Raw genomic sequence first — 25319 nt, 5'->3', positions numbered from 1 at the left:
TGCTCCGGCGCGCCAGGCGCCGGGGCATCCGCCGGATTTTTCCAACCTGAGCATGGGAACGGTACGATATGATGGAATGGCATGAGGTGGCGCAGCGGGGCGACGTGAGCGAAGGTTGCCCGCGCAGTGTGACCGTGGGTTCCACCAAGATCGGCCTGTTCGTCGTTGATGGCGAGGTGCACGCGATCAACAACGTGTGCACCCATGCCTATGCGTTGCTGACCAACGGCTTTCAGGAAGGATGCTTGGTCGAATGCCCGCTTCACGCCGGCTTCTTCGATATTCGCACCGGCGCCGCGCAGGGCGCACCGGTCGAGGTGGATGTCGCCACTTATCCTGTAGAGGTTCGCGACGGGGTGGTGTTCGTCGCGATCGACACGGCCGGGCAGGCCTGAAGGCATGCCGTGCAAGGCCTCGCCGGCTGGCGGCGCGGTGGCATTCAACTCATCCAATCCGAGGTAATCATGTCGCCATTGAACGTTCCGACCCCAGCATTCATGGATGCCTTCGAGCTTGCCATGTTCCGTGACAGCGTCGGCAAGTTCCTCGATCAGCACGCCGACCGCGCCACCGTCCAGCAATGGCGCGAAGCGGGGATTGTGCCGCGTGAATTCTGGAAACGCAGCGGGGACATGGGCTTGCTGTGCCTGTCCAGCTCGCCTGATCATGGCGGCATGGGCGGCGATTTCCGCCACGAAGTGGTGCTGATGGAAGAGATCGGCCGGCGCGGCATCGAAGGCTGGGACGTCACGCTGCACAATGCCATCGTGGCCCCCTACATCGAGGCCTATGGCACGGCGCAGCAGAAGCAGCAGTGGCTGCCCTTGCTGACATCGGGCGAAGTGATCTCGGCAATCGCGATGACCGAGCCGGGCACCGGATCGGATCTTCAGGCGATCAGGACGACGGCGGTGCGCCAGGGCGACCATTACCGGATCAATGGCTCCAAGACGTTCATCACCAACGGTCAGAACGCCGATCTCGTCCTGCTGGTTGCCAAGACCGATCCGGCTGGAGGGGCCAAGGGCACCTCACTGCTTGTGATTGACACGCGCGGGCTGGCCGGTTTTCGCCGCGGGCGCAATCTCGACAAGATCGGCCGCGACATGGCCGATACCTCGGAACTGTTCTTTGACGACGTGCTCGTTCCGGCCGACAGCCTGCTAGGCGACGTCGAAGGGCGGGGCTTTATCCAACTGATGGAAAAGCTGCCGCAGGAGCGCCTGATCCTGGCGGTGCAGTGCATCGCGGCGATCGAGTATGTGCTGACCGAAACGCTTGCCTATGTGAAGGATCGCAAGGCGTTTGGCCGGGCGATCCTCGATTTCCAGAACACCCAGTTCAAGCTTGCGGAAATGAAGACCGAGGCGACGATCGCCAAGGTGTTCGTCAACCACTGCGTGGAACAGCATTTGCAGGGCGCGCTCGACAGTGCGACGGCGTCGATGGCGAAATACTGGACCTCCGACCTGCTCGGCAAGATCGCCGACGAATGCCTGCAACTGCACGGCGGCTATGGGTACATGAATGAATATCCGGTTGCCCAGGCCTACAAGGATGCGCGGGTCACGCGGATTTATGGCGGCACCAACGAAATCATGAAGCTGCTGATCGCCCGCACGCTGTGACGGCGCGACGCGGTTCCCCTGTTACATTGAGGAAATGACGAATGGCTGGACCTCTTAGCGGAATACGCATCGTCGAGATCGCGGGGCTGGGGCCCGGTCCGTTTGCCGGCATGATGCTGGCCGATCATGGCGCCGAGGTGATCCGCATCGAGCGCCCCGGTGCGCGCGTGGACCTCAAGGATCCCTTGCTGCGCTCGCGCCGGATCATCTCGCTCGACCTCAAGTCGGCGCGAGGGTTGGCCGCGCTGCGCGATGAAGTGCGCCGCGCCGATGGCTTGATCGAGGGGTTCCGCCCCGGGGTGATGGAGCGCTTGGGCGCGGGGCCCGACGTGCTGCTGGCCGATAATCCCAGGCTGATCTATGGCCGCGTCACCGGGTGGGGCCAGACCGGCCCGCTGGCCCAGGCGGCGGGGCACGACATCAACTATATAGCGCTGTCGGGCACCTTGCACACGATTGGCCGCGCCGGCGAGCGGCCTGTGCCGCCACTCAACCTGGTGGGCGATTTCGGCGGCGGCGGGATGATGCTGGCCTTTGCCATGGTCAGCGCACTGCTGGCCGTTCGCGCCGGTGGATCGGGGCAAGTGATCGATTGCGCGATGACCGACGGCGCGGCCCTGCTGAACGCGATGATGTATGGCATGCTCGACGCGGGCGACTGGCAGGACCGGCGCGGTGTCAACCTGATCGACGGCGGCGCGCATTTCTACGACACTTATGAATGCGCCGATGGTGCGTATATCGCCGTGGGTGCGATCGAACCGCAGTTCTATGCCGAATTGCGGCGCCGCATTGGGTTGGATCAGGATGCCGCGCTGGACGACCAGCTGGGCAAGGCCGGCTGGCCGGCGATGCGTGAAATACTTGCGGCCCTGTTCCGGTCGCAGCCGCGCGCGCATTGGTGCAGCCTGCTGGAAGGCACCGACGCCTGCTTTGCTCCGGTCGTTTCCATGGGCGAAGCGCCGCTGCACCCGCACAATGCTGCGCGCGGCACATTCGTCACGGTGTGCGGCGTGGTCCAGCCTGGGCCGGCACCGCGCTATTCAACCACGGTCTGCGATGCGCCGACCGTTCCGGTCATCGCTGTCGCAGCACAGCCGGCATAGTCAGGCCGTGGCGGTGCTCGACATTGCGCGAACCGGCGGGATCGCCGTGGTGACGCTGAATCGCCCGCAGGCGCACAATGCGCTGTCTGCCGAGCTGCGCGACGCTCTGCGCGACGGCTTTGCCGGCCTGGGCCAGGATCCCGACGTCAGGGTGATCGTCTTGACCGGCGCGGGCGAGCGGGCCTTTTGTGCGGGGCTCGATCTCAAGGAACTGGGCGAAGATACCCAGGTGCTGTCATTCGGTCGCGATGCCTTCAACCCGACCGTTGATATCGCCGCTTGCCCCAAACCGGTGATCGGCGCGATCAACGGCGTTGCGATCACCGGCGGCTTCGAAGTGGCGCTGGCCTGCGATATCCTGATCGCATCGGACAATGCCCGCTTTGCCGACACGCACGGCCGGGTGGGCCTGCTGCCTGGCTGGGGGTTGTCGCAAAGGCTGTCGCGGGTGGTGGGCCCCTATCGGGCGCGGCAATTGGCCTTGACCGGCAATTTCCTGGATGCGCCGACCGCCTCGGCCTGGGGTCTGGTAGGCGAGGTCGTTGCACCCGACGAGCTGATGGACCGGGCCCTGGCCCTGGCCGCCGATGTCGCGGGCGTCAGCCCGGCGCTGGCCCGCAGCTACAAGCAATTGATCAACCAAGGGTATGACCTGCCACTGGGGGAAGCGCTAGCCATGGAAGTGGACGTGGCGCGGACCCATAATCTGGCCGTCTCTGCGCAGGCGATTGCCGCGCAAGTGGGCGGCGTGGTGCAACGTGGCCGGCAACAATCATGACGCCGCCATTTTCGGGAATGCGATCGTGACGAGATTTACGCCAGGCTTGTTGCAGGGGCGAACCGCGTTCATCGCCGGGGGATCGAGTGGCATCAACCTGGGCATTGCCGAAGGGCTTGCCCGTGCCGGGGCGCGGATCGCGGTGTCGAGCCGCTCGGCCGATCGGGTGGCCGCCGCCGTGGCGGACTTGCGCGCGCAGGGCTTTGTCGCCACCGGCAGCGCGGCCGACGTGCGCGATTTCGACGCCGTGGCCGCCGCCATGGCCCAGGTGGCCGACCAGTGGGGCGCGCTCGACATCGTCGTTTCGGGCGCGGCCGGGAATTTCCTCGCGGCGGCCAAGGACCTGTCGGCCAATGGCTTTAAAACAGTGGTCGACATCGACCTGCTGGGCACGTTCAACGTGTTCCGCGCCAGCTATCCGCTGTTGCGCCGGCCGGGCGCCGCGCTGATCGCGATCACCGCAGGCCAGGCGGTTCATCCGCAGCCCAACCAGATCCACGCCTGCGCGGCAAAGGCCGGCGTCAACATGGTGACGCGCTGCCTGGCGCTGGAATGGGCGGGCGAGGGGATCCGGGTCAACGCCATTTCCCCAGGCCCGATCGAGAATACCGAGGGCATGCGCCGCCTGACGCCCACGGCCGAGGCAGAGGCCGCGTTCAAGGCGTTGATTCCCCTGCGCTGCTATGGCGCCAAGCGCGACATCGCCGATCTGGCCGTCTATCTGTCCAGCGAGGCGGCGCGCTATATCACCGGCGCCATTTTCGATTGCGATGGCGGCATGGGCTTGCTGGGCGGCGGCGCCTATGATTTCAACGGCTGAACGGGAGGGTGGGCATGGCGGTGTCGTTCGAGACCATCCTGATCGAACGGCGCGGCGCCGTCGAAATCCTCACACTCAACCAGCCGGATTCGCTCAATGCGCTTTCGCCGGCCATGGTGGTGGACCTCGACGGCTATTTTCGCGGTCTGGCGCAGCGGGTGGACGTGCGCGTGGTGATCCTGCGCGCGCAGGGCCGCGCCTTTTGTGCCGGCCTGGACATGAAGGCCTGGCCCGATGCCGACGAACGTTCTGTGGCTGAGGCGGCGCTGGCCACGCAGACGCAGATCGGGGCGATCATGCGCCAGATGCGCGCCTGCCCGCAGCCGATCATCGCCCTGGGCCATGGCGCGGCGTGTGGCGGCGGTTTCTCGCTGCTGCTGGCCTCGGACGTGCGCCTCGGGGCGCCGTCGCTGCGGATGAACTGCGCCTATATCAAGATCGGCCTGGGCGGTTGCGACATGGGATCGAGCTATTTCCTGCCCCGCCTGGTGGGTGCCTCGTTGGCGGCCGAACTCATTCTCACCGGCCGCTTTCTCGACGCCGGGCGCGCCCATCGCCTGGGCTTGTTGAGCGAGGTGGTGGAAGAGCCAGACTTGCTGGCCACTGGCCTGGTGCTTGCAGAAGAGATGCTGCAGACCGCCCCGCTCGGCCTGCGCCTGTCGAAACAGGCCCTGAACCTCAACATCGACGCCGCCGGCCTGGAAGCGGCGATGGCACTGGAAGACCGCCAGCAGGTCATGCTCTCGGCCATGGGGAACTATACCGAGGCACTGGCCGCATTTCGCGAGAAGCGGCCACCCCGGTTCGGCCCTGCCTGAGGCACGGGCGCTGCGGGGTGGCGCCACGCCGCCTAGGCCCGGGTGAGATAGGGTTTGAGTTCCATGCGCGCGATACCACGGTTGTGCACGTCGTCCGGCCCATCGACCAGGCGCATGGTGCGCAAGTTGGCATAAGCGCGGCCGAGCCCGAAATCATCGGAGACGCCGGCGCCGCCATGGGCCTGGATCGCCTCGTCGACGATGCTGAGCGCGATGCGCGGCACGGCGACCTTGATCATCGAGATTTCGACCTGCGCACCCTTGGGACCGACCTTGTCCATCATGTCTGCGGTCTTGAGCGTCAGGAGACGGGCCATCTCGATATCCATGCGCGCGCGCGCAATGCGTTCTTCCCAGACCGAATGCTGATACAGCGACTTGCCGAAGGCGCGACGGGAGACGAGCCGTTCGCACATCCGCTCCAGCGCCGCCTCGGCCGCGCCGATGGTGCGCATGCAGTGGTGGATGCGACCGGGCCCGAGCCGGCCCTGGGCAATCTCGAACCCCCGGCCTGGGCCAAGCAGCATGTTGGCGGCGGGCACGCGCACATTGTCGAGGATCACCTCGGCGTGGCCATGGGGGGCATCGTCGTAACCGAACACCGGCAGCATCCGCACCACTTCCACCCCCGGCGTATCGCGCGGCACCAGGATCATGCTTTGCTGGAGATGGACAGGCGCGGCCGGATCGGTCTTGCCCATGACGATCATGATGTCGCAATCGGGTTCACCCATGCCCGAAGACCACCACTTGCGCCCGTTGATGACATAGTCGGCACCATCGGCCAAGATGCTGGTTTCGATGTTGGTGGCATCGGAACTGGCGACGTCGGGTTCGGTCATCAGGAATGCCGAGCGGATATCGCCGGTCATCAAGGGCTTGAGCCAGCGTTCCTGCTGCTCGGGCGAGCCATAGCGCAGGAACACTTCCATATTGCCGGTATCGGGCGCAGCGCAGTTGAACACTTGCGAGGAAAATTCCAGCCGGCCCATCATTTCGGCCAGCGGCGCATATTCGAGGTTGGACAGGGCCGGGCAATCGAACACGAAATCGTTGGCGGCATGGCCCAGGGCATTGGCCGGCATGAACATGTTCCACAGGCCAGCGGCCTTGGCCCTGGCCTTGAGCGTTTCCACAACCGCCGGGCGGTGCCAGCGCGTGGGCCCGCTATCGAGTTGTCGGTGATAGAGCGGTGCAGTCGGGATCACTTCGTCCTGCATGAAGCGGCCGACGCGGTCCATCCACGTGCGTTGCTTGGGTGTATAATCGAAATCCACGGCAATCCTGCTCCCTGTCATTGTGCTTTTTGCGTCCGGAACCCGGTCCGGGCCGGAAAGAGTCGCCGATTCCACGTCAGCGATGATAATGTATAAACGGTCAGTGAATAGCAAATATATTGACCATGTGGAACGTAAAGTCTAATCTTTGGACAAGCAGGTCCGGTGCCGGGCCAAAAACAAGCGGGCGGGGACATGGGCGACGAGGACATGAAGACCAAGGCCGGGGCGGCGTTTCGGATCGACGCGGGGGCGCTGGCGGCATGGATGGCGGGCCATATCGCCGATTATGCGGGCCCGCTGGAGGTCACCCGCTTCAAGGGTGGCCAATCCAATCCCACCTATCTGCTCACCACGCCGGGCCGTCGCTATGTGCTGCGCAAGCAGCCGCCGGGCCCTTTGCTCAAGGGCGCGCACGCTGTCGATCGCGAAGCACGCGTGTTGCGGGCCATGGCTGGCGCGGGCCTGCCGGTTCCCGCCGTCTACGGGTTTTGCCCGGACCAGAGCGTGATCGGGACGGCGTTTTACGTGATGGAAATGATCGACGGGCGGATCTTCTGGGATCCCGCGCTGCCGGAAATCGCCGCTGCGGCGCGGCCCGCCTATTTCGACGCGATGAACGCCACGATCGCGCAACTCCATTCGATCGATCCGGTCGCGGCCGGGCTGGACGATTATGGCCGGCCCAGCGGCTATATGGCGCGCCAGATCGCGCTGTGGACGCGCAACTATCTGGCTGACGAGGATGCCGGGCGCGAGGCGGCGATGGACCGGCTGATCGAATGGCTGCCCCGCCATGCTCCGCCCGAAGTGGAGGCTTGCGTGATCCATGGCGATTTCCGGCTCGACAACATGATATTCCACCCGAACGAACCCCGGGTGATCGCGGTGCTGGATTGGGAACTGTCCACACTGGGAGATCCCAGGGCCGATTTCGCCTATCATGCGATGATGTATCGCGTTCCGCAGGTCGTTATGAAAAGCTTGGCAGGCCTTGATCTGGCGGCGTCGAACCTGCCATCGGAGCGGGACTACATCGCCCGCTATCAGGCGCGCACGGGCTATGATCTGGCAAAGGACTACGACTATTTTCTGGCCTTCAACCTGTTTCGGCTTGCCGCGATCACCCATGGCATCAAGGGCCGCGTCATCCGTGGCACAGCCGTCAGCGCGCAAGCCGAAGAGCGTTCGCGCAACGTCGGCGTGCTGGCCGATGCCGCGTGGGCGCATGCGCTGGCCAGCCGGTCCTGACCGCGCCGCGCAGCAAATCCGGGGCGCGGGGGCATGGCGATGAACCGCGTTCCCGAGAGCTGGACCGGGCCAGAGCGCATCAACAACTTCCGCGATTTCGGCGGGTTCGACACCGTGCATGGCGCCAAGGTGGCGCAAAGGCGCCTGCTGCGCTCTGCCCATGGCCACCGCGCCAGCGAGGCCGATCTCGCCGGGCTGCGCCGCCTGGGCCTGGCCATGGTGACCGACTTGCGCCGGGCGGAAGAACGGCTGCTGCAACCCAGCGCCTGGCTGGGCCAGCCGGGCCTGGTGATCGTCGACAGCGGCGCACCCGCCGGCGGGCATGCGACGGCGTTGCCGCCCCATATTGCCGCCTTGCTGGAAAGCCGTTCGTCAGCGGTGGGCATGCGCGATTTTCTCAAGCGTCATTACGGCGAAATCCCCTACGAACCGGCCTATGTGGACCTGTTCTCCCGCTATTTCGCGGCGCTCGCCCGTGGGGGCGGGGCCATGCTGATCCATTGTTCGGCGGGCAAGGACCGCACCGGCATCCTGGCGAGCCTGACGCTGCACCTGCTGGGCGTGCACCGCGATGACATCTTGCGCGATTACTTGCGCACCAACACGATGTCGGCCATCGCCGAGCGCCTGCCGAATGTGAAAGCGCGCCTGGAAGCGCAATATGGGCCGGGGATCGACGCGGCCGCGCTCGAAGCGCTGCTGCGCGTGGAGCCGGACTATCTGGCTCAAATGTACCAGTCGATCACCGCCCGATCCAGCTCGCTCGATGCCTATCTGGCCGATGTGCTGGGTGTCGATGCGCTGCTGCGTGCGCGGTTGCTGGCTGGCTTGCTGGGCTGAGCCGTCCGGGTCATGCCGTCGCGGACCAAGCCTGCGCTTCCAGGCGCATGGAGCCATCGCTGCCGATGATCTGCAACGCGCACCGGTCGGGTTGGGCATCCTGGCGGAACAGGCCGATGCGTTCGCCCTCGCGCACCGGTTGGCGGGAGCGGAAGCTGAACCGCGTCAAGGGGGCGCCGAGAAGTTCCTGCGCGCCATGGGCGGCCAGCGTGGCCAGCAAGGGGCCATGGACGACCAGCCGTGCGTCCCCCGTCTCTTGCTGGCAGAACGCGCGATCGAGATGGATGCGGTGGCTGTTGAACGTGAGCGCGGAATAGCGGAACAAGTCGAGATCGTCGAACACGATGCTGCGCAGCGGCGATTCAGCCGGGGGCGGTGGCGCGGCAGCTGCGCGGGCCGGCTTGGCGCCGTCACCGACGCGATAGACGATGGTCTGGCGGTCCACGATCGCGGCGATCCCGTTGGCGTGCCATTCGTGCGCCACGTCCACGAACCACAGGCACCGCGCTGCCTGTGGCTTGGCCACCACGCTGGCGATGGTGGAGCGCACGGCGAGGGCATCGCCCACGCGCACCGGCGCCAGGAAGCGAATGTCGCTGCCCGCCCACATGCGCAGAGCCCCCGCGATATCGGGCATAAACAGCCCCAGACGTTCGTGGCCATCGGGGCCCATGTCCGCACGAGGGATGGGCGGGCAGGCGAACAGCCAATGCCACAAGGGCGGCAGATCTCCGCCTGGCACCGGCCAATCCAGCGTCGCGGCCATCCGCTCCAGCGTGGCGGCCGTCACGACATCGTGCAGCACCCGGGTGCGCCCGACGTGGGTGGCTGGATCGGAAGGGGTGGCCGTCATCTAGCCTTATCCGCGGACTGGTCAGCCCCCATGTATCCAAACAGATAGCCGGCTACCTTGCGCATCTGTATCTCTTCTGAGCCTTCGGTGATGCGGTAGCGACGGTGATGGCGATAGATATGCTCGAACGGCTTGTGCCGCGAATAGCCCATGCCGCCATGCACTTGCATGGCACGATCGGCTGCTTCGCAAACCATGCGATTGGCCCAGTAGTTGCACATGCTGATCTTGTCGGACAGGCGCTTTTCGATCTCCGGGTGGGGCATAGCATCCATCTGCCACGCCGTCTTGCGGATCAAAAGGCGCAGCATTTCGACCTGAGTCGCCAGTTCCACCAGGGGCCACTGGATGGCCTGCTGGGTCGCCAGCGCCTTGCCGAAAGGCTTGCGCGCGCAGGCATATTGCACGCTTTCGTTGATGCAATAGACTGCCGCGCCCAGCGAGGATGCGGCCTGGCGGATGCGGTTTTCGTGCACGAAGCACTGGGCCAGGGCCAGGCCATTGTCCGGCGGGCCGAACACCGCGTCGTCGCCCACCCAGACGTTGTCGAGCGAAATGCGCGGGTGGTCGGTGGGCATGTTGAACGTCCACAGCCATTCCTCGATGCGCAGGCCGGGCGCATCGGCAGGCACCAGGAACGCGGTGATGCCGTGCGCGGCGCCCGCCTCGCCCGAGGTGCGCGCGAAGATGATCGCGTGGGTGGCTGTGTGCATGCCGGTGGTCCACATCTTGCCGCCATCGATCCGCCAGCCGGCCTGGCCATTGCGCGTTTCGCGCGTGGCCCGCGTTTCCAGGTGGGTGGCATCGGACCCGTGGTGTTCCTCTGTCAATCCAAAGGCGATGTGGATCGATCTATCAAGCATGCCGGCGATGAACCGCGCTTTCTGTTCGGGCGTGCCGTGCTCGCGCAGCATGACCACCTGCGGGAAATTGGCGACGATCGAATGTTCGTTCTGCAAGTCGTTGTGCAGGCCAAGGCCCTTGGCCGCCAGATGCTCGCGAATGACCGCCATCCACAGGTTGGAGCCGTCCTGCCCGCCGAATTCGGAGGGCAAGGCAAAGCGGAAGAACCCGGCCTTGTCGGCGCGCACCTTGGCCTCGTCCAGTAGCGCCTCCCATTCGGGGCGCGGGAGGCCGTGGTTGTCGAAATCGGTGCGCGCCCATTCGCGGCGGTGATCGAAGAAGCGGATGTTGTCGTCCGCCTGTTCAAGCGGCTTGAGCTCTGCCTCAATGAAGGCATCCATGCGTGCCAGGTAATCCACCAGGTCGCTGGGCAGGTTGAAATCCATGGTCGTCTCCGGGGGAGGCGGAACTCAGGCGGACGGGATCGTGCGCCAGGGTGTCTCGCCCGCTTCGAGGGCCGCGACGAGCGCGGAATAACGCGGTTGGTCGATCGCCAGTTGCGCGATCGCGGTCTTGCGCAAGTGGTCCAGCAAGGCCTCGCTATCGGCGGCGATCTCGTTTCGGCCGATCATCGTCGCCAACTGGCGGCGCAGATCCGGGGGGGGGGCATCGGTCTCTCCCAGCAGGGCCTCCAGGCCCTCCCGCTCGATCTGCTCGGCCATGGCGCCGTGGTCCAGTTGTCGGCGGACCAGGTCGATCGCATTAATGCTGACACGCAAGTTGAAGCCCACGCTGCCCTTGGCCTGGGGGAGGACATCGTCGCGCAGGAACTGCGAGACGGCGCGCAGCAGTACGCTGGCCGATGGATAGGCGCTCATTGCGTGGCTCCTTTGCCCAGCATGTCGAGTAGGTCCAATTCGCATTCCGAAACGCGCCGGCCGATCATCGCGCGCTCCACCGATAGCGCCGCGCCCTGCGCCACGGGCAGCGCCATCTGGTGGCACTTGATGCCCCACGACAGCGATCCCATCACCCGCCAATAGAGCACGGCTTGCGGATCCACGCGCGGCCCACCCCCGCTGTGATAGCCGTCGATCAATTGCGCGACAGTCCCGAAACCGCCGGCTGGCAAGTCGCGCTGGCCAAAGCGCCAGCTGTTGACTGTCAGCCACCCAAGGTCCTCGAGCGGATCGCCCAGATGGGCCAGTTCCCAATCGAGCACCGTGCGAATGCCTGTTTCATCGATAATCAGGTTGCCATTGCGGAAATCGCCATGGACCAGCACGGGCCGCGACAGCACGGGCGGCGCATGGTCGCGCAGCCAGCGAAACGCGAGTTCGAATACCGGCCGGTCGACTTGCAAGCCGCGATAGTCGGCCTCGAGCGCGGCCATCCGCTGCGGCGCGAACGCGGTGTCGAGCGGGGGCAGCTGAGCCAGGGGAATGGCGTGGATGCGGGCGAGAATTTCGCCGCATTGCCAGGCCAGGCGGCCGCGCGCCGGGGCAAATCGCGGGTCGCGCAAGATCTTGCGCGCCAGGGTCTCGCCGGCCACGCGCTCGGCAATGAAACCCTGCCCCATCGCGTCGGCTTCGGTCAGGATATGGTGGATGCGCGGTTCGGGCACGCCATGCGCGCGGGCCGCGATGAACAGGCGTGCTTCGGTTTCCGGGCCGACCTGCTCGCTGGCGGCGGGGCGGTCGGCGGGAACGCGGCGCAGGATGAGCGGGTGCGCCGTCGCGCCGTCGTGCGCGTCGAAGGACCAGGTTTCATAGCTGGCGCCGCCGGTCAGCCGAACCAAGCTGCCGGGCACGGTGGTGCCCAGGCCCAGCCTGGCGGTGACGGCATCAAGCTGCGTCGCCAAGATGGCGTCGGGCGTGGCGGTTGTCATGCGGGGGGTTCCGGAAAGAGGAGGACCAGTGCCTCTGCGATGCAGGCCGGCCTGGCCTGGCCTTCGATTTCGATCTTCACACCAAAGCGCGCCAACAAGCCCGCGCCCCGCGGCTCGATCGCCAGGAGCGACTGGTGGCCACGGACGCGGCTGCCCGCGCCCACTTTTTCAAGAAAGCGGACTTTGTCGAGGCCATAGTTCAGGCCGTGGGCGACACCAGTGATTTCGACGATATCGGCTAGCATCTGCGGCAACAGCGACAGAGTGAGGTGGCCATGAGCGATAGTGCTGCCCAATTCGCGGTTGGCGCGCTCGACATCGACGTGGACCCACTGGCGATCGCCGGTCAATTCGGCAAAGGCATCGATCATCGCCTGATCGATAGTGATCCATCTGGATGTGCCCAAGGTCGTGCCGACCCGGCTGGCCAGCCCGTCGCAGGCGATATGTTCCGGCATGCTCGCCTCCCCTAATCCCGCAGCAGGACCACCACTTTGCCAGTGGCTTTGCGATCTTCCAGGTGGCGGATCGCGTCCCCGGCCTGCTCCAGGGGGAACGTCTTGGAAATCAACGGTCTGATCTTGCCTGCCGCATAGAGCGCGAACAGCTCGTCGACATTGACTCGCGCCGCATCCGGTTCTCGATCGACGAACGCGCCATAAAACACGCCCAGGCAAGCCGCGCCCTTGAGCAGCGGCAGGTTCATCGGCATCGCCGCGATGCCGGCCGGAAAGCCCACGATCAGCAAGCGCCCGTTCCACGCCATCGACCGGAACGCCGCCTCGGAATAAGCACCGCCGATTGCATCGTAGATGACATCGAAGCCGTTCGCGCCACCGGCCTGCTTGAACACCTGGGCCAGCGCCTTGCGTCCGTCGCCGGCAAAATCGCCGGTCGGATAGACCAGTCCCGCGTTGGCGCCGTGCGCGCAGGCAAAGGCGACCTTTTCCGCGCTCGATGCTGCGGCGATGACCTGGGCGCTCATGGCCTTGCCCAGCTGGACGGCGGCAATGCCCACGCCACCTGCCGCGCCCAGCACCAGCAGCCGCTCGCCCGGCTGAATCTGCGCGCGCTGCTTGAGGGCGTGGTACGAGGTGCCATACGTCATCAGGAATGCGGCACCCTCGGCAAAAGGCATCGCCTCGGGCATGGGCAGGCATTTTGCTGCCGGCGCGACCACCTGTTCAGCGAGGCCACCCCAGCCGATCAGGCCGATGACCCGGTCGCCCACGGCAAATGCCGTGACGTCGGCGCCGATCGCGCGCACCACGCCTGCCACTTCGCCGCCGGGCGAAAAGGGGCGGGGCGGCTTGAACTGGTAGCGATCGTCGATGATGATCACATCGGGATAGTTCAGGCCACAGGCATGAACTTCGATGCACACCTCGCCGGGTCCGCAGGTGGGCTCTGCCACCTGTTCGAGAACCAGCGTCTCGGGGCCCCCCGCGGCCTTGCTCAAGACTGCCCGCATGGCGATTTCCTTTCCGGTTCGGTCCCGTCGCAAACTTAGCGCAGGGCGCCCAAGCCAGGGCAGACGTGTGCGGGATTGTGCTCGAAGATGCGGTGCTTGTCTTCTTCGGTCAGGAAATCGAAGCCGGCGATCACCGGCACCAGATCGTCGCCCGGGCGACCGGTTTCGGGGCGGATCATCTTGCCGGAGCCGGGCGCCTCGGTGCCAAAGCACAGCCGGTGCGAGGTCTTCTGCTTGATCGCGGCTTCGAGGAAATGCAGGTCGAGCGCGTTGGTGTCGAAGAACAGGTTCTTCGATACATCCTTTTGCGAGAGGTGCGGATCGGTCTTGATGAAGCGATCGAGCGCGCCGCCGCAGTGGCAGATGACGACTTTGAGTTCGGGAAAGCGTTCGAACACATCGCCGTGGCTGAACAGTTGCGTCGCGAGGTATTGCTCCCAGACGAAACCGATCTGGTAATTGGCGGGAATGTTGTGAATGCGCGGGTCCATGCAGTTGGAACCATGCACGATGATCGGGATGCCATATTCCTGACACTTGGCATAGATCGGGTCCCAATAGGCGGTATCCATGCCTGGCGACTTGCGATCGCCGGTCGGATCGGGGCTGAGATAGACGCCCTTGAAGCCCAGTTCGTGGACACACCGTTCCAGTTCATGGACGCTGCCCGAAAGATCGCCGGCATGGGCGCTTTGCGGCAACTGGCAGGCCCCGACAAAGCGATCGGGAGCCATGGCGACCTGGCGCGCGATCATGTTGTTCACGAACCGGGTCCACGATTCGAGAATGTGCTGGTTCATCCAACCCAGCATCAGGAACGGGCGCGGACCGATCAATTGTGCGTCGATGCTGCGTATGTCGAGTTCTGCGATATGCGAGGCGACCGATTCGTCCCAAGCCTGGGCGGTCATGCCCAGAAACTCGTTGGTCTGGGTGCGCGAATCGAGATCGATCGGCGTGTTGCCAGCCAGCATGAAGGCCAGCGCCGGCGTGCCGTGCAGAGGGGCCGTCACATGCCCGTGAATGTCGAGAACCTTGCCGCCGTTGTACATCCTTGTTCCCCATATCGTTGGCGGTAATAGTTGTTATAAACTGACCGCGTGCAAAATTTATGTTGAAATAACCAGGCGATCTGGATAAGTCAATGGACAAGCGAAAGGCCTGTGTGGCGCGCAATAAATGGTCGGTGAGGGCGATGGGAGGGATCGTGAAAGGGCAGCAGCCTGTCGTTGAAAGCACGCCGGAAAATGCCGTGTCCGCAGGCCCTGTGGTCGTGATCGGCGCGGGGCAGGCCGGCTATGGGGTGGCCCGGGCCTTGCGTGCGGCCGCCTATCGCGGCGCCATCGCGCTGATCGGCGACGAACCACATCCGCCCTATGAGCGGCCGCCGTTGTCAAAGGCGGTGATGCTCGGGCTGGAACCGGAATCGTCAACCTACATGACGAGCGCGGAAGGACTTGCTGCGCAGCAAATCGACTGGATCACGGATCGTGTGGTCGAGGTGAATCGCCAGGGGCATACGGTCGTCTGCGAGGATGGCCGGCGACTGCCTTATGACCGCTTGGTCTTTGCCACCGGCGGTAGGCCGCGTCGCCTGGCCGTGCCGGGTGCGGACTTGGCAGGGGTGCATTGCCTGCGCAGCATTGCCGACGTACAGGCGATCCGGGGCGGCCTGGCACCGGATTGCCGCATGGTCGTGGTGGGTGGCGGATGGATCGGGCTGGAGGTTGCCGCCTCTGCCCGCACGCTGGGCGTGCGGGTTACGGTCGTCGAGGCCTTGCCCAAGCTTTGCGCGCGGTCCTTGCCCGATCCGGCCGCTGAATTCCTGCTTTCGCTGCACCGCCAGAACGGCGTTGATGTCGTGCTCGATCGTGGTGTGCGCGGTTTTGCTGGGCAGGACTGGGTGGAGGCGGTCGAGCTGGACGATGGCACCGTGCTGCCGGCCGACCTGGTGATCGTGGGGGTGGGCATGGTGCCCAATGCTGAGCTGGCGCGCGTCGCCGGGCTCGACGTGGCGAGTGGAATTATCGTCGACGAGAATGGGCGCACGTCGGACTCGGCCATCTTCGCGGCGGGCGACGTGGCCGAAACCCGGCGCAACGGCAGGCTGGTCCGCGCGGAATCCTGGGCGAACGCCAACGAGCAGGCCGCGCAAGTCGCTGCCGCCCTGACGGGCCAGCCCCTGCCGGCGCGCGCCCCCGCGTGGTTCTGGTCCGATCAGTATGACAGCAATATCCAGATGCTCGGCGCCATTCCGGCGCAGGGTGGCGAACCCGTGGTGCTGCGCGATGCAGCGGGTGAGGGGCGCAGTTGGATTTACCTGGCGGAAGACCGCCTTGCTGCGGTCATCGCCGTCAACCGCCCGCGCGATATCCAGGCGGGCAAGCGGATCATGATGCGCACCATCGCGGTGACGGCCGACGCGATCGCGGCGGCGGGAGACTTGTCGCAAGTGCTGCGCCTGGCGGCCAACTGACATGGACCAACAACGAGGGCGCCCACAAGCCGCGCGCGGCCAAGGCGCCGCGAAGGAGACGGAAGATATGGCGGCCATGGAAAACGAGGTGTGCGGTGCATTGCGCGTCGAGCCGGCTGTCGCGCCGGCCATTACCGATCTGGTCGAAAGACATGCCCGCGAAAACCCCGATCGCATGGCGTTTTCGTTCGAAGGCGTCACGACCACCTTTGCCGAACAGCGCGCCATCGTGGAGCGGACGGCCACGGCCTTGCTGGCGCAAGGGGTGCAGGAAGGCGATCGCATCGTTTACCTGGGCAAGAACATCGACCGCTATTTCTTCCTGCTGTTTGCCGCCGCGCGGATCGGCGCGGTGATGGTGCCGGTCGGCTGGCGGCTGGCCCCGGCGGAAATCGCCTACGTGGCCAACGATGCCGATGCGGTGCTGTTTTTCACCGACGGCCCGCTGTTCGAAACCGCGATGGCGCTGCACCCGCAATTGCCCACCGTGCGCCAGGTCATCCCGCTCGAACCGGTGGAGGGGCAACAGGATTTCGCGGCGTGGATCGCGGCATCGGCGGACTTGCCGGTGGCGCCCTCGACCGACCGCGCCGACCGGGCGTTCCTCCAGCTCTATACCTCGGGCACGACGGGGCGGCCCAAGGGGGTGATCCTCAACGCCCGCAACCTTTTCCAGATTCGCCTCGATTGCGCGCGGGCGAAAGTCGACTGGGACCATTGGAACGGCGATGACGTGGCGCTTATCGCCATGCCCGTCGCGCATATCGGCGGCACGGGCTATGGCCTGATGAGCCTTTATCACGGCGCTGGCGGCCAGGTTAAGCGCGAGTTCTCGCCCGAAATCGTGCTGCATGCAATCCGCAGGGAGCGGGTGAGCAAGCTGTTCATCGTACCCACCGCGCTGCGCATCATGATCCGGCACCCCGATGCCCGGCAGACCGACTATTCGCGCATCCGCCACATCCTTTATGGCGCCTCGCCGATGCCGCTGGCCTTGATGCGGGAAGCGCTCGAAGTCATCGGGGCAGGCCTCGTGCAGAATTACGGAATGACCGAAACTGCGGGCACGGTCGTCGCGCTCGATGCCGCCGATCACGATCCGCGCGGCACCGAGCGAATGAAGTCGGCCGGGCGGCCGCTGCCGGGGGTAGAACTGCGGATCGTGGACCAGGCTGGCGCGGCGCAGCCCGTCGGCACAGTGGGGGAGATCGAGGTGCGTTCGAGCGCGAACATGATGGGCTATTGGAAGCAGCCCGAGGCGACCGCCAAGACGCTGAGTGCGGATGGCTGGCTGCGCACGGGCGATGCCGGCTACCTCGACGCGGATGGCTATCTGTTCATCTGCGACCGCATCAAGGACATGATCTGTTCGGGCGGGGAAAACGTCTATCCCGCCGAAGTCGAAGCCGTGCTGGCAGAATATCCTGCCGTTGCCGAAGCGGCGGTGATCGGCGTGCCCGATCCGGTGTGGGGCGAAGCGGTCAAGGCCGTGGTCGTCGCCCGAACCGGGCAGGCGATCGATCCGGGCCACCTGATTGCCCATTGTCGCGTGCATCTGGCCGGTTTCAAGACGCCCAAGAGCATCGACATCGTCGACGCGCTGCCGCGCAACGCCACCGGCAAGGTGATCAAGACCGAACTGAGAGCGCAGTATTGGCAGGGTTATCAACGGCAGGTCAACTGACCGGCTGCCGGACACATGTAAAAACTTTACAAGTGAGCAATTACATCTAGATTTATAGCTTGATTGGAACGTTTTATCACCGCCTTGCACCACGGATCTGCTCGTTCCGATGGCCTGGTGGCGCGCAACCGCCATGGGCCGCACCCACCGGGTGAATTCACGAAACGGAGAGGCGGAGCGATCCGCTGGCGAGGAACCAAACAGCGTGCGCAACGAGCGTCAGGGAGCGAATAATGGCGAAGATAGTATTGGGGGCGGCAACTTCGCACAGCCCACTTCTGACGCTGGAAGGCGCAGACTGGCACAATCGCAGCGCGGCCGACCGCAAGAATCCCAATCTCACCCTGGCCGATGGCCAGCGGGTCGATTACGAGGCACTGGTCGCCCTGCGCGGCGAACCTTACGGTGGCGAGGCCACGCGCGAGAACTTCGAGCGAATTGCCGACCGTTGCCAGTCGCACCTCGACCGTATCGCTGCCGATATCGCCGAGGCAAGGCCCGATGTGATCGTCATCATCGGTGATGACCAAGACGAGCTTTATTCACCCGGCAACATGCCGGCGATCGCGCTCTACTGGGGAGCGCAAGTCGTCACCCACAGCATCGAGGACGATTTGCCGGCATGGCTCCAGACCGTGGCCGAAGGCTATGGCATGGACGAGACGCACATCTTTCCCGGCCATCCCGAACTGGCGCTCGACCTGATCAAGTCGCTGATGGACCAGGACGTCGATCTGGCCATTGCCGACAAGGTGATCAACCCCAAAACCGCTGGGTTCGGCCATGCCTTTGGCTTTCCGGCCGAGCGGCTGTTCGGCGGCCGCGCCATTCCGATGATCCCAGTCCTGCTCAACACCTATTTTCCGCCCAACGTGATGACGCCGCAACGGTGCTGGAGCGTGGGCACCAAACTGCGCCACGCCATCGAGGCCAGCCCGCTCGACTTGCGGGTGGCGATCCTGGCCTCGGGCGGGCTGAGCCATTTCGTCGTGGAGGAAGAGCTGGACCGCGAAGTCATGCTGGGTATCGGCGAACCCGATGGCGCGCGGCTGTGCAACCTGCCACGCTGCGCGCTGCTCGAAGGCACCTCGGAAGTGCTGAACTGGGTCATGACCGCTGGCGCAGTATCGGACCTAGCGCTGGCCTGGGCAGAGTATGAACCGGTGCGGCGCACGCCCGCCGGCACCGGCATCGGCTGTGGCTTCGCCGTGTGGAAGCCGAGCTGACCCGGGACAGCGCGCTCATCGGCGCCAGCCCGTGCGCGGCGGTTATGCCGCCGACGCGACCGCGAGGATATCGCAGGCGATCAGGCGATTTCCGGGCATCGCCGCCTGCACCATGGTCTGTCGCGCGGGCCGGCTGGCCGGATCGGGAAAGGCCTTGATCCATTCGGGATCGACGGCGGCGCGGACACTGTCGTTCTGTACATAGACCGTGACCTTGAGAATGTCGTCGAGCGTCCCGCCGGCCGCCTCGACAATCCGCTGCATATGCTGGAACATCAGCGCGGCTTGCGCATCGGCCGTCTCGGGATGGGCGCCGGCGGCATAGTCGAAGCCGAAGATATTGCCGCTGGCGATGAACGGCCCGATGCGCGAGGCGGCTGGGATGGGCAGTGCGCCATGGCTGAAACCCTCGGCAAAAATGCTTTGTCTCTTCGTCATCCGTTGCTCCCGTCATGTCTGTCTGGGCAGGGATGCGATCTTCCCCGCCCCGCCTCGCCGATGCAAGAAATATTATCCATGTGGTATATTATATTGACGATCACTGACCTTGCGGATTACCTGAATCGAAATCGAATCAAACTTTGTGGGGAGAAGGCGCTTGGCGGAACCAGTGTTTGTGTACGAGGCGTTGCGAACGCCGCGTTCGCGCGGGCGCGCGGATGGCACCCTGAACGAGGTCAAGCCGATTGACCTTGTCACCACCTTGTTGACCGAACTGCGCCAACGCCTCGATCTCGATACCGCGCGGGTCGACGATCTGGTCATGGGCTGCGTTTCGCCGGTCCGCGAGCAAGGCTCGGTGTTGCCCAAGATCGCACTGCAAAAGGCCGGATGGGACGAGCGGGTGCCCGGGGTGCAGATCAACCGCTTCTGCGCCTCAGGGCTCGACGCGGTGAACCAGGCCGCCTCGCGCATCGGTTCGGGCTGGGAAAGCTTGATCTGCGCCGGCGGCTTTGAAAGCATGAGCCGCGTGCCGATGGGCAGCGACGGCGGCCCGTTCATGGAAGATCCGGCCACCAACCGGGCCACCGGTTTCGTTCCGCAAGGCATCGGTGCCGATTTGATCGCCACTTTGGGCAACTGGGATCGCGAGGCCGTGGATGCCGTCGCTGTGGCCTCGCAGCGCAAGGCCGCCCACGCCCGCGCCCAGGGCTGGTTCGATCGTTCGATAGTTCCGGTTCGCGACGAAAATGGCGTCGTCATTCTCGAGCGGGATGATTTCATCAAGCCCGATACCGACATGCAGACACTGGCCAAGCTCAAGCCGTCGTTCGAGCAGATGGGGCGTATGGGCTATGATGTCCTTGCCCTTGCCAAGTATCCCGAAGTGGAACGGATCCACCACGTTCACACTGCGGGCAATTCGTCCGGCATCGTCGATGGCGCATCGCTGGTGCTGCTGGGGAACGAGCAGGTGGGTCGCGACCTCGGGCTGACCCCGCGTGCGCGCGTTGTTTCGGTCGCGGTGGTATCCACCGAGCCGACGATCATGCTTACAGGACCGGGGCCGGCCGCCAAAAAGGCGCTGGAACGGGCTGGCCTGACGATCGACCACATCGATCTGGTTGAAATCAATGAAGCCTTTGCCAGCGTGGTTCTGCGTCTTCAATCCGACCTCAATGTGCCCGACGAAAAGCTCAATGTCGTCGGCGGGTCCATCGCGATGGGGCATCCCCTCGGCGCCACCGGCGGCATGCTGGTGGGCACGATGGCCGACGAACTGGAGCGGCGTGGTCTGCGGCGCGCCCTGATCTGTCTGTGCGTGGGCGGTGGCATGGGCATCGCAGCCATTATCGAGCGTGTGTGAGGGGGGCGGAATGACACAAATGCATTATGATCGCGATGCCGACGGCATCGTTACCATCACGTTCGATGCGCAAGGGCGCAGTGCGAACACGATGTCGGCCGCCTGGCTTGCTGAAATCGACGCGGCAACCGAGCGCCTGCGCGGCGAAGAGGGGCTGACCGGCGTCATCCTCGCTTCGGCCAAGAGCACGTTCTTTGCCGGTGGCGATCTTGAGGAAATCCTGGCCAATGACAAAAGCCCGCCCGACCTGTTCGCCTGGATCGAGCGCAACAAGGCGCCGATCCGGGCGCTCGAACGGCTCGACGTACCGGTGGTGGCGGCGATCAACGGGGCAGCCCTGGGTGGCGGCATGGAAATCTGCCTGGGTGCCAATCACCGGATCATCGTAGATGATCCCAAGGCCTTGGTGGGCTTTCCCGAAGTGACCCTTGGCCTGCTGCCCGGGGCAGGCGGTGTGGTGCGCACGGTGGCTATGCTGGGGCTGGAAAAAGCGCTGCCGCTCCTGCTCGAAGGCACGCGCCTGCCCCCGGCCAAGGCGCTGGCCCTGGGGCTTGTCGACGCGATCGTGCCCACGGTGGATGCACTGCTCCCCGCCGCCAAGGCGTGGATCAAGGTGAATCCCGGCACCGCCCGCCAGGCGTGGGACACCAAGGGGTTTGTCTATCCCGGTGGCGGTGCCGACGCGCCCAATGTGCGCATGCTGGCTACGATGGCGCCGACGATGCTCCATGCCCGCACGCGCGGCCTGATGCCGGCACCGGAGCGCATTCTCGACGTGGCAGTCAATTCGATGCGCATGGGTTTCGACAGCGCCTTGCGCAGCGAAAGCCGCGCACTGACAGCGTTGATCCGCACGCCGGAAGCGCGGGCCGCGATTACCACGTTCTTTTTCGGCATGCAGGCAATCAAGCCCGGGAAGCAGCCGCCCGGAGACCAGTCGTTCGCCGCCGCAAAAAGCGCGGTGCTGGGCGCAGGGATGATGGGCGCCGGCATTGCCTGGGCCCATGCCATCCGCGGCATGCCCACGGTGCTCAAGGATGTGTCGCTCGAACGCGCGCAGCAGGGCAAGGCCTATTCCAAAAAGCTCGCGGCCGGCCGTGTGAAGAAAGGCCGGATGAATGCGCACGAGGAGGACCAGTTGCTGGGCCGCATCACGCCGACCGCTGATTTCGAGGATATGCGCGGGGCGAGCGTCATCATTGAGGCGGTGTTCGAGGACGTCGCCCTTAAAGAAGCCGTCATCGCGGAGAGCTTTCCGTTGCTTGCTGACGACGGGATTTACGGCTCTAACACGTCGACTTTGCCGATTTCTCTTCTGGCCGCTGCGGCGCCCGATCCGTCGCGCTTCATCGGCCTGCACTTCTTCTCCCCGGTCGACAAGATGAAGATCGTGGAAATCATCATGGGCGAGGCGACAAGCGCGGAGACGTTGCGCAAGGCCCGCGACTATGTCCGCCAGATCGGTTATACTCCGATCGTGGTGAAAGACTCGCGTGGCTTTTTCACCAGCCGAGTGTTCGGCACGTATCTCGACGAAGGGCAGGCCCTGTTGCGCGATGGCCTTCCGCCGGCGGTCGTGGAGAGGGCTGGCTGGCTCGCCGGCATGCCTGTCGGCCCGCTTGCGGTGCACGACGAGGTTTCGATGCGGCTGACGCGTCAGGTGCACAAGACCCACCTCGAACTCGATGCCCGGCTTGGCGTGACCGACGGCTATCCCGCAGACCAAAGCTCGTCGCAGGCTGTTGGCTTCAAGATGGCGGAAATGGGCCGCGGCGGACGTGCCTATGGTGGCGGATTTTACGACTATCACCCCGATGGCACCAAGACCCTATGGGACGGCCTGGGCCAATTTGCCGAACGAGGCGCGGGTGTGACGCTGGAGGAGGCGAAGGATCGCCTGCTCTATCGGCAGGCGATCGAAGCACTGCGTTGCCTTGAGGAAGGCGTCGTCCTGAGCGAGAATGAAGCAAATCTCGGCTCGATCATGGCGATCGGCTTTCCCGCCCATACCGGCGGCGCGATCCAGTTTATCAGAGGGGTGGGGCGCGACGCATTCCTGGCACGCGCCGACGCGCTCGCTAAGCGGTGGGGGGAGCGTTTTTATGTTAGTGAGTATGCATTGCAAAATGTAGGATAGATTTTCCTAAGTAATTTGCCATATAATATGCATAGGGGCGTGTGAAATTTCCACGCCACCTATTTTGATTCAACTTTGTGTTAGATTGTTTAGAAATTATTTCTATGTTTAGTTCCGATTTTGCCACCAAAAATACATTTAATGGGTTGTGATCTTTATGGAATATAGTCGTTAAAAGGAATTTTTCCCTGGTTGAACGGATCTAAAATTGGCCGCGTTTCGGATTTACCAATATCCGGCGCCCGGTATCGATGGCGGTAAGTCATCTCATCGGTCCAGCTAGGCTCAGGACCCATTGATTGGATGGACGTGATGTGATTCAGGCTCCGGGAGGAGACTGAACATGAGCGACCTGTATTGGCTGACGGACGAGCAGATGGCGCGTCTGTCGCCGTATTTTCCGAAGAGCCACGGCAAGCCACGGGTGGATGACCGCCGGGTCCTGAGCGGGATCATCTTCGTCAACCGAAATGGTCTGCGCTGGCGTGATGCACCGAGGGAGTACGGGCCGCACAAGACGTTGTATAACCGCTGGAAAAGGTGGGGTGCGATGGGTGTGTTCGCCCGGATGATGGAAGGTCTCTCAGCCCAGAGGGCCGAGCCCCAGACTGTCATGATCGATGCGACCTATCTCAAGGCTCACCGCACGGCGTCCAGCCTTGGGGTAAAAAAGGGGATCTCGGACGCCTGATCGGACGAACCAAGGGCGGCATGAACACCAAGCTGCACGCCGTCACCGATGCCAATGGTCGCCCGCTGAGTTTCTTCATCACCGCTGGCCAGATCAGCGATTACACGGGCGCTGCGGCTTTGCTCGATGATTTGCCCAAGGCCAAGTGGATGCTCGCTGACCGGGGGTATGATGCCGAATGGTTCAGGGATGCGCTGGAGCAAAAGGGCATCAAGCCTTGCATCCCGGGGCGGAAATCCCGTTCCTTTCCCGTCAAATACGACAAGCGCCGGTACAAACGGCGCAACCGCATCGAGATCATGTTCGGCCGCCTCAAGGATTGGCGCCGCGTGGCAACCCGTTACGACCGATGCCCGACCGTCTTCTTCTCTGCACTCGCTCTTGCCGCGACCGTGCTCTTCTGGCTGTGATCAACGAGTCATCGTGTAATTGCGGCTGCTTCCCTCGGGCCTCGGTAGAGGCGCACACTTCTGGTTGTCGAACCCTGAAGGAAGGAAGCAGCCATGAAGCATTATGCCGGATTGGACCTGTCGATGGAAACCACGCAGGTCTGCATCGTTGACGAAAATGGTCGGAAGCTCGTGTCGGAGAAGGTGGAGAGTTCCCCTGAGGCCATAGCGATGATGCTCGAGCGATATGGCCCTATCGAGCGAGCCGCGATCGAAACAGGGCGTATGTCGCCTGCGATCTGCCTGGGCCTTCGCGAACTGGGCGTCGCGGTCGTGTGCATCGATGCCCGCCAGGCGCACCAGAGCCTGAAGGCAATGAAGGCGAACAAGACTGATCCACACGATGCCGCCGGGCTCGCCCAGCTGGCACGAACAGGCTTCTACAAGGAAGTTCACGTCAAATCGCCAGCAGCGCATGGTGTGCGCAGCGTCATCACTGCGCGCAGCCATCTGGTGGAAGCGCGCGTCCGGCTCGACAACATGATCCGCGGTCTTTGCGCCACGTTTGGCTATCGCCCTGGCGCTGGCCAAGGAAAGGCATTCCTCGAGAAGATCATGCAGGCCGCCCACATTCCTGGTCTGGGTGACGCCATCGCTTCATTGTTGTCGGTACGTGCGGAGCTGATGGAACAGATCAAGGAAATGGATCGGCGGTTGCGCGTTATCGCTAGTCAGTCACAGGCCTGTGAAATCCTGATGACCATACCGGGCGTCGGCGTGCAGACGTCAGCTGCCTTCGCAGCTGCAATCGACGAGGCGGGCCGCTTCCGACAATCGCGCAACGCCGGCGCCTACTTCGGCCTGGTACCCCGACGGCATCAATCGGGCGAACTCGACTGGACGGGCCGGATTACCAAACAGGGTGACGGGACCGTGCGCAAGCTGCTTTACGAAGCCGCCAACTCGATCCTTACCCGAAGCCGGGAGACCTTTGCCCTGAAGACATGGGCCATGAAGATCGCCAAGCGTCGCGGCCTGAAAAAGGCCCGCGTCGCGCTCGCACGCCGCCTCGCGGTCATCATGCATGCCATGCTGCGCGATGGTACTTTGTTCCACGCATGAGGTAAGGTAGAAGCTGTTTGCCAGCGGTGAAGCGTCAGAGCTGATCCGAGGGCGGTGTCCCGCGAGGGAACGCAGGGACGAACGATCTGCGAAGGTTACCGGATGGGCCAATAAGCCCGCTTCGAGTCAATGCAACGTTCGCTTCTGTGAGACCCGATACAGCACGACCAGGCTCCGGTCCGGCCAGTGCGGACAGATCCATGAAACCCTCAAG

General features: G+C 64.3%; 24 protein-coding genes. 15 read left to right on the top strand and 9 right to left on the bottom strand.

From position 1 onward, the window contains the following. Positions 1-68: 68 nt before the first annotated feature. The 6 genes from ABIC78_RS19980 to ABIC78_RS19955 all read left to right on the top strand — a co-directional run bounded on the left by ABIC78_RS19980 (position 69) and on the right by ABIC78_RS19955 (position 5150). Positions 69-395: a non-heme iron oxygenase ferredoxin subunit gene (locus ABIC78_RS19980; RefSeq protein WP_216643036.1), complete on the top strand. Its 327-nt coding sequence runs from the start codon at positions 69-71 to the stop codon at positions 393-395. Between the two features lie 102 nt (positions 396-497). Next, positions 498-1628, top strand: a complete 1131-nt coding sequence (locus ABIC78_RS19975; RefSeq protein ID WP_502915710.1) for an acyl-CoA dehydrogenase family protein — start codon at positions 498-500, stop codon at positions 1626-1628. Between the two features lie 41 nt (positions 1629-1669). Next, positions 1670-2734 carry a CaiB/BaiF CoA transferase family protein gene (locus ABIC78_RS19970; RefSeq protein WP_354491603.1) on the top strand — a complete coding sequence of 355 codons (1065 nt, stop codon included), beginning with the start codon at positions 1670-1672 and terminating at the stop codon, positions 2732-2734. Then, entirely contained in the window at positions 2688-3512 is an 825-nt protein-coding gene (locus tag ABIC78_RS19965) for an enoyl-CoA hydratase (protein ID WP_354491601.1), read from the top strand. The genes ABIC78_RS19970 and ABIC78_RS19965 overlap by 47 nt, the downstream gene beginning before the upstream one ends. Before the next feature lie 25 nt (positions 3513-3537). Next, positions 3538-4332: an SDR family oxidoreductase gene (locus ABIC78_RS19960; protein ID WP_171797358.1), complete on the top strand. Its 795-nt coding sequence runs from the start codon at positions 3538-3540 to the stop codon at positions 4330-4332. 14 nt (positions 4333-4346) lie between these two features. Further along, entirely contained in the window at positions 4347-5150 is an 804-nt protein-coding gene (locus ABIC78_RS19955; RefSeq protein ID WP_171797357.1) for an enoyl-CoA hydratase/isomerase family protein, read from the top strand. A gap of 32 nt (positions 5151-5182) precedes the next feature. On the opposite strand, the gene ABIC78_RS19950 is transcribed toward ABIC78_RS19955, so the two are convergent. Beyond that, the gene (locus ABIC78_RS19950) at positions 5183-6427 is read right to left on the bottom strand and encodes an acyl-CoA dehydrogenase family protein (protein ID WP_171797356.1); all 1245 of its coding nucleotides are present in this window, start codon (positions 6425-6427) and stop codon (positions 5183-5185) included. Positions 6428-6622: 195 nt separating this feature from the next. Here ABIC78_RS19950 and ABIC78_RS19945 point away from each other — a divergent pair, with 195 nt between their 5' ends. Continuing rightward, positions 6623-7678: a phosphotransferase family protein gene (locus tag ABIC78_RS19945; RefSeq protein WP_171797355.1), complete on the top strand. Its 1056-nt coding sequence runs from the start codon at positions 6623-6625 to the stop codon at positions 7676-7678. Between the two features lie 39 nt (positions 7679-7717). Then, complete coding sequence (locus tag ABIC78_RS19940) at positions 7718-8518, top strand: tyrosine-protein phosphatase (protein WP_171797354.1); 801 nt, start codon at positions 7718-7720, stop codon at positions 8516-8518. Between the two features lie 10 nt (positions 8519-8528). Here ABIC78_RS19940 and ABIC78_RS19935 read toward each other — a convergent pair whose 3' ends face one another. The 7 genes from ABIC78_RS19935 to ABIC78_RS19905 are packed head-to-tail and all read right to left on the bottom strand — an operon-like array spanning position 8529 to position 14625. Then, complete coding sequence (locus ABIC78_RS19935) at positions 8529-9371, bottom strand: HTD2 family dehydratase (RefSeq protein ID WP_171797353.1); 843 nt, start codon at positions 9369-9371, stop codon at positions 8529-8531. Then, positions 9368-10660, bottom strand: a complete 1293-nt coding sequence (locus tag ABIC78_RS19930) for an acyl-CoA dehydrogenase family protein (RefSeq protein ID WP_354491597.1) — start codon at positions 10658-10660, stop codon at positions 9368-9370. Before ABIC78_RS19930 ends, ABIC78_RS19935 begins: the two co-directional genes overlap by 4 nt. Before the next feature lie 24 nt (positions 10661-10684). Further along, positions 10685-11092 (bottom strand): DUF6285 domain-containing protein, encoded by a 408-nt coding sequence (locus tag ABIC78_RS19925; protein ID WP_354491595.1) that lies wholly within the window; start codon positions 11090-11092, stop codon positions 10685-10687. Further along, positions 11089-12102, bottom strand: a complete 1014-nt coding sequence (locus tag ABIC78_RS19920; RefSeq protein WP_171797350.1) for a phosphotransferase family protein — start codon at positions 12100-12102, stop codon at positions 11089-11091. Before ABIC78_RS19920 ends, ABIC78_RS19925 begins: the two co-directional genes overlap by 4 nt. Next, positions 12099-12560, bottom strand: a complete 462-nt coding sequence (locus tag ABIC78_RS19915) for a MaoC family dehydratase (RefSeq protein ID WP_171797349.1) — start codon at positions 12558-12560, stop codon at positions 12099-12101. The genes ABIC78_RS19920 and ABIC78_RS19915 overlap by 4 nt, the downstream gene beginning before the upstream one ends. 11 nt (positions 12561-12571) lie before the next feature. Further along, positions 12572-13573, bottom strand: a complete 1002-nt coding sequence (locus ABIC78_RS19910) for an NADPH:quinone oxidoreductase family protein (RefSeq protein WP_171797348.1) — start codon at positions 13571-13573, stop codon at positions 12572-12574. A 35-nt stretch (positions 13574-13608) separates the two neighbouring features. Then, complete coding sequence (locus ABIC78_RS19905) at positions 13609-14625, bottom strand: amidohydrolase family protein (protein WP_354491592.1); 1017 nt, start codon at positions 14623-14625, stop codon at positions 13609-13611. 200 nt (positions 14626-14825) lie between these two features. Here ABIC78_RS19905 and ABIC78_RS19900 point away from each other — a divergent pair, with 200 nt between their 5' ends. From ABIC78_RS19900 to ABIC78_RS19890, 3 genes are all read left to right on the top strand, one after another. Further along, positions 14826-16049, top strand: coding sequence for an NAD(P)/FAD-dependent oxidoreductase (locus ABIC78_RS19900; RefSeq protein ID WP_354491590.1), 1224 nt, complete (start codon positions 14826-14828; stop codon positions 16047-16049). Between the two features lie 67 nt (positions 16050-16116). After that, positions 16117-17733: a fatty acid--CoA ligase gene (locus ABIC78_RS19895; protein ID WP_354491588.1), complete on the top strand. Its 1617-nt coding sequence runs from the start codon at positions 16117-16119 to the stop codon at positions 17731-17733. 233 nt (positions 17734-17966) lie between these two features. Then, on the top strand, positions 17967-18959 hold the full coding sequence (locus tag ABIC78_RS19890) for a DODA-type extradiol aromatic ring-opening family dioxygenase (RefSeq protein WP_354491586.1): 993 nt from the start codon (positions 17967-17969) through the stop codon (positions 18957-18959). Between the two features lie 42 nt (positions 18960-19001). On the opposite strand, the gene ABIC78_RS19885 is transcribed toward ABIC78_RS19890, so the two are convergent. Beyond that, positions 19002-19397, bottom strand: a complete 396-nt coding sequence (locus ABIC78_RS19885; RefSeq protein WP_171797344.1) for a RidA family protein — start codon at positions 19395-19397, stop codon at positions 19002-19004. Positions 19398-19557: 160 nt separating this feature from the next. Here ABIC78_RS19885 and ABIC78_RS19880 point away from each other — a divergent pair, with 160 nt between their 5' ends. From ABIC78_RS19880 to ABIC78_RS19865, 4 genes are all read left to right on the top strand, one after another. After that, complete coding sequence (locus ABIC78_RS19880; protein ID WP_354491584.1) at positions 19558-20766, top strand: acetyl-CoA C-acetyltransferase; 1209 nt, start codon at positions 19558-19560, stop codon at positions 20764-20766. Between the two features lie 10 nt (positions 20767-20776). Then, positions 20777-22903: a 3-hydroxyacyl-CoA dehydrogenase NAD-binding domain-containing protein gene (locus ABIC78_RS19875; protein WP_354491582.1), complete on the top strand. Its 2127-nt coding sequence runs from the start codon at positions 20777-20779 to the stop codon at positions 22901-22903. Between the two features lie 343 nt (positions 22904-23246). Then, a protein-coding gene (locus tag ABIC78_RS19870; RefSeq protein WP_354491580.1) for an IS5 family transposase occupies positions 23247-24004 on the top strand; the annotation gives its coding sequence in 2 pieces (ribosomal slippage) (positions 23247-23580 and positions 23580-24004; 759 coding nt in all). Between the two features lie 93 nt (positions 24005-24097). Then, a complete protein-coding gene (locus ABIC78_RS19865; RefSeq protein ID WP_354491578.1) occupies positions 24098-25105 on the top strand; it encodes an IS110 family RNA-guided transposase in 1008 nt (335 codons plus the stop codon). The last annotated feature ends 214 nt before the right edge of the window (positions 25106-25319 follow it).

Source organism: Novosphingobium sp. 1529, assembly GCF_040544855.1.
In the GTDB taxonomy this organism is placed as follows: Bacteria; Pseudomonadota; Alphaproteobacteria; order Sphingomonadales; family Sphingomonadaceae; genus Novosphingobium; species Novosphingobium capsulatum.
Note: the sequence above shows the minus strand (reverse complement) of the source record. Positions and strands in the feature narration are given on the sequence as shown.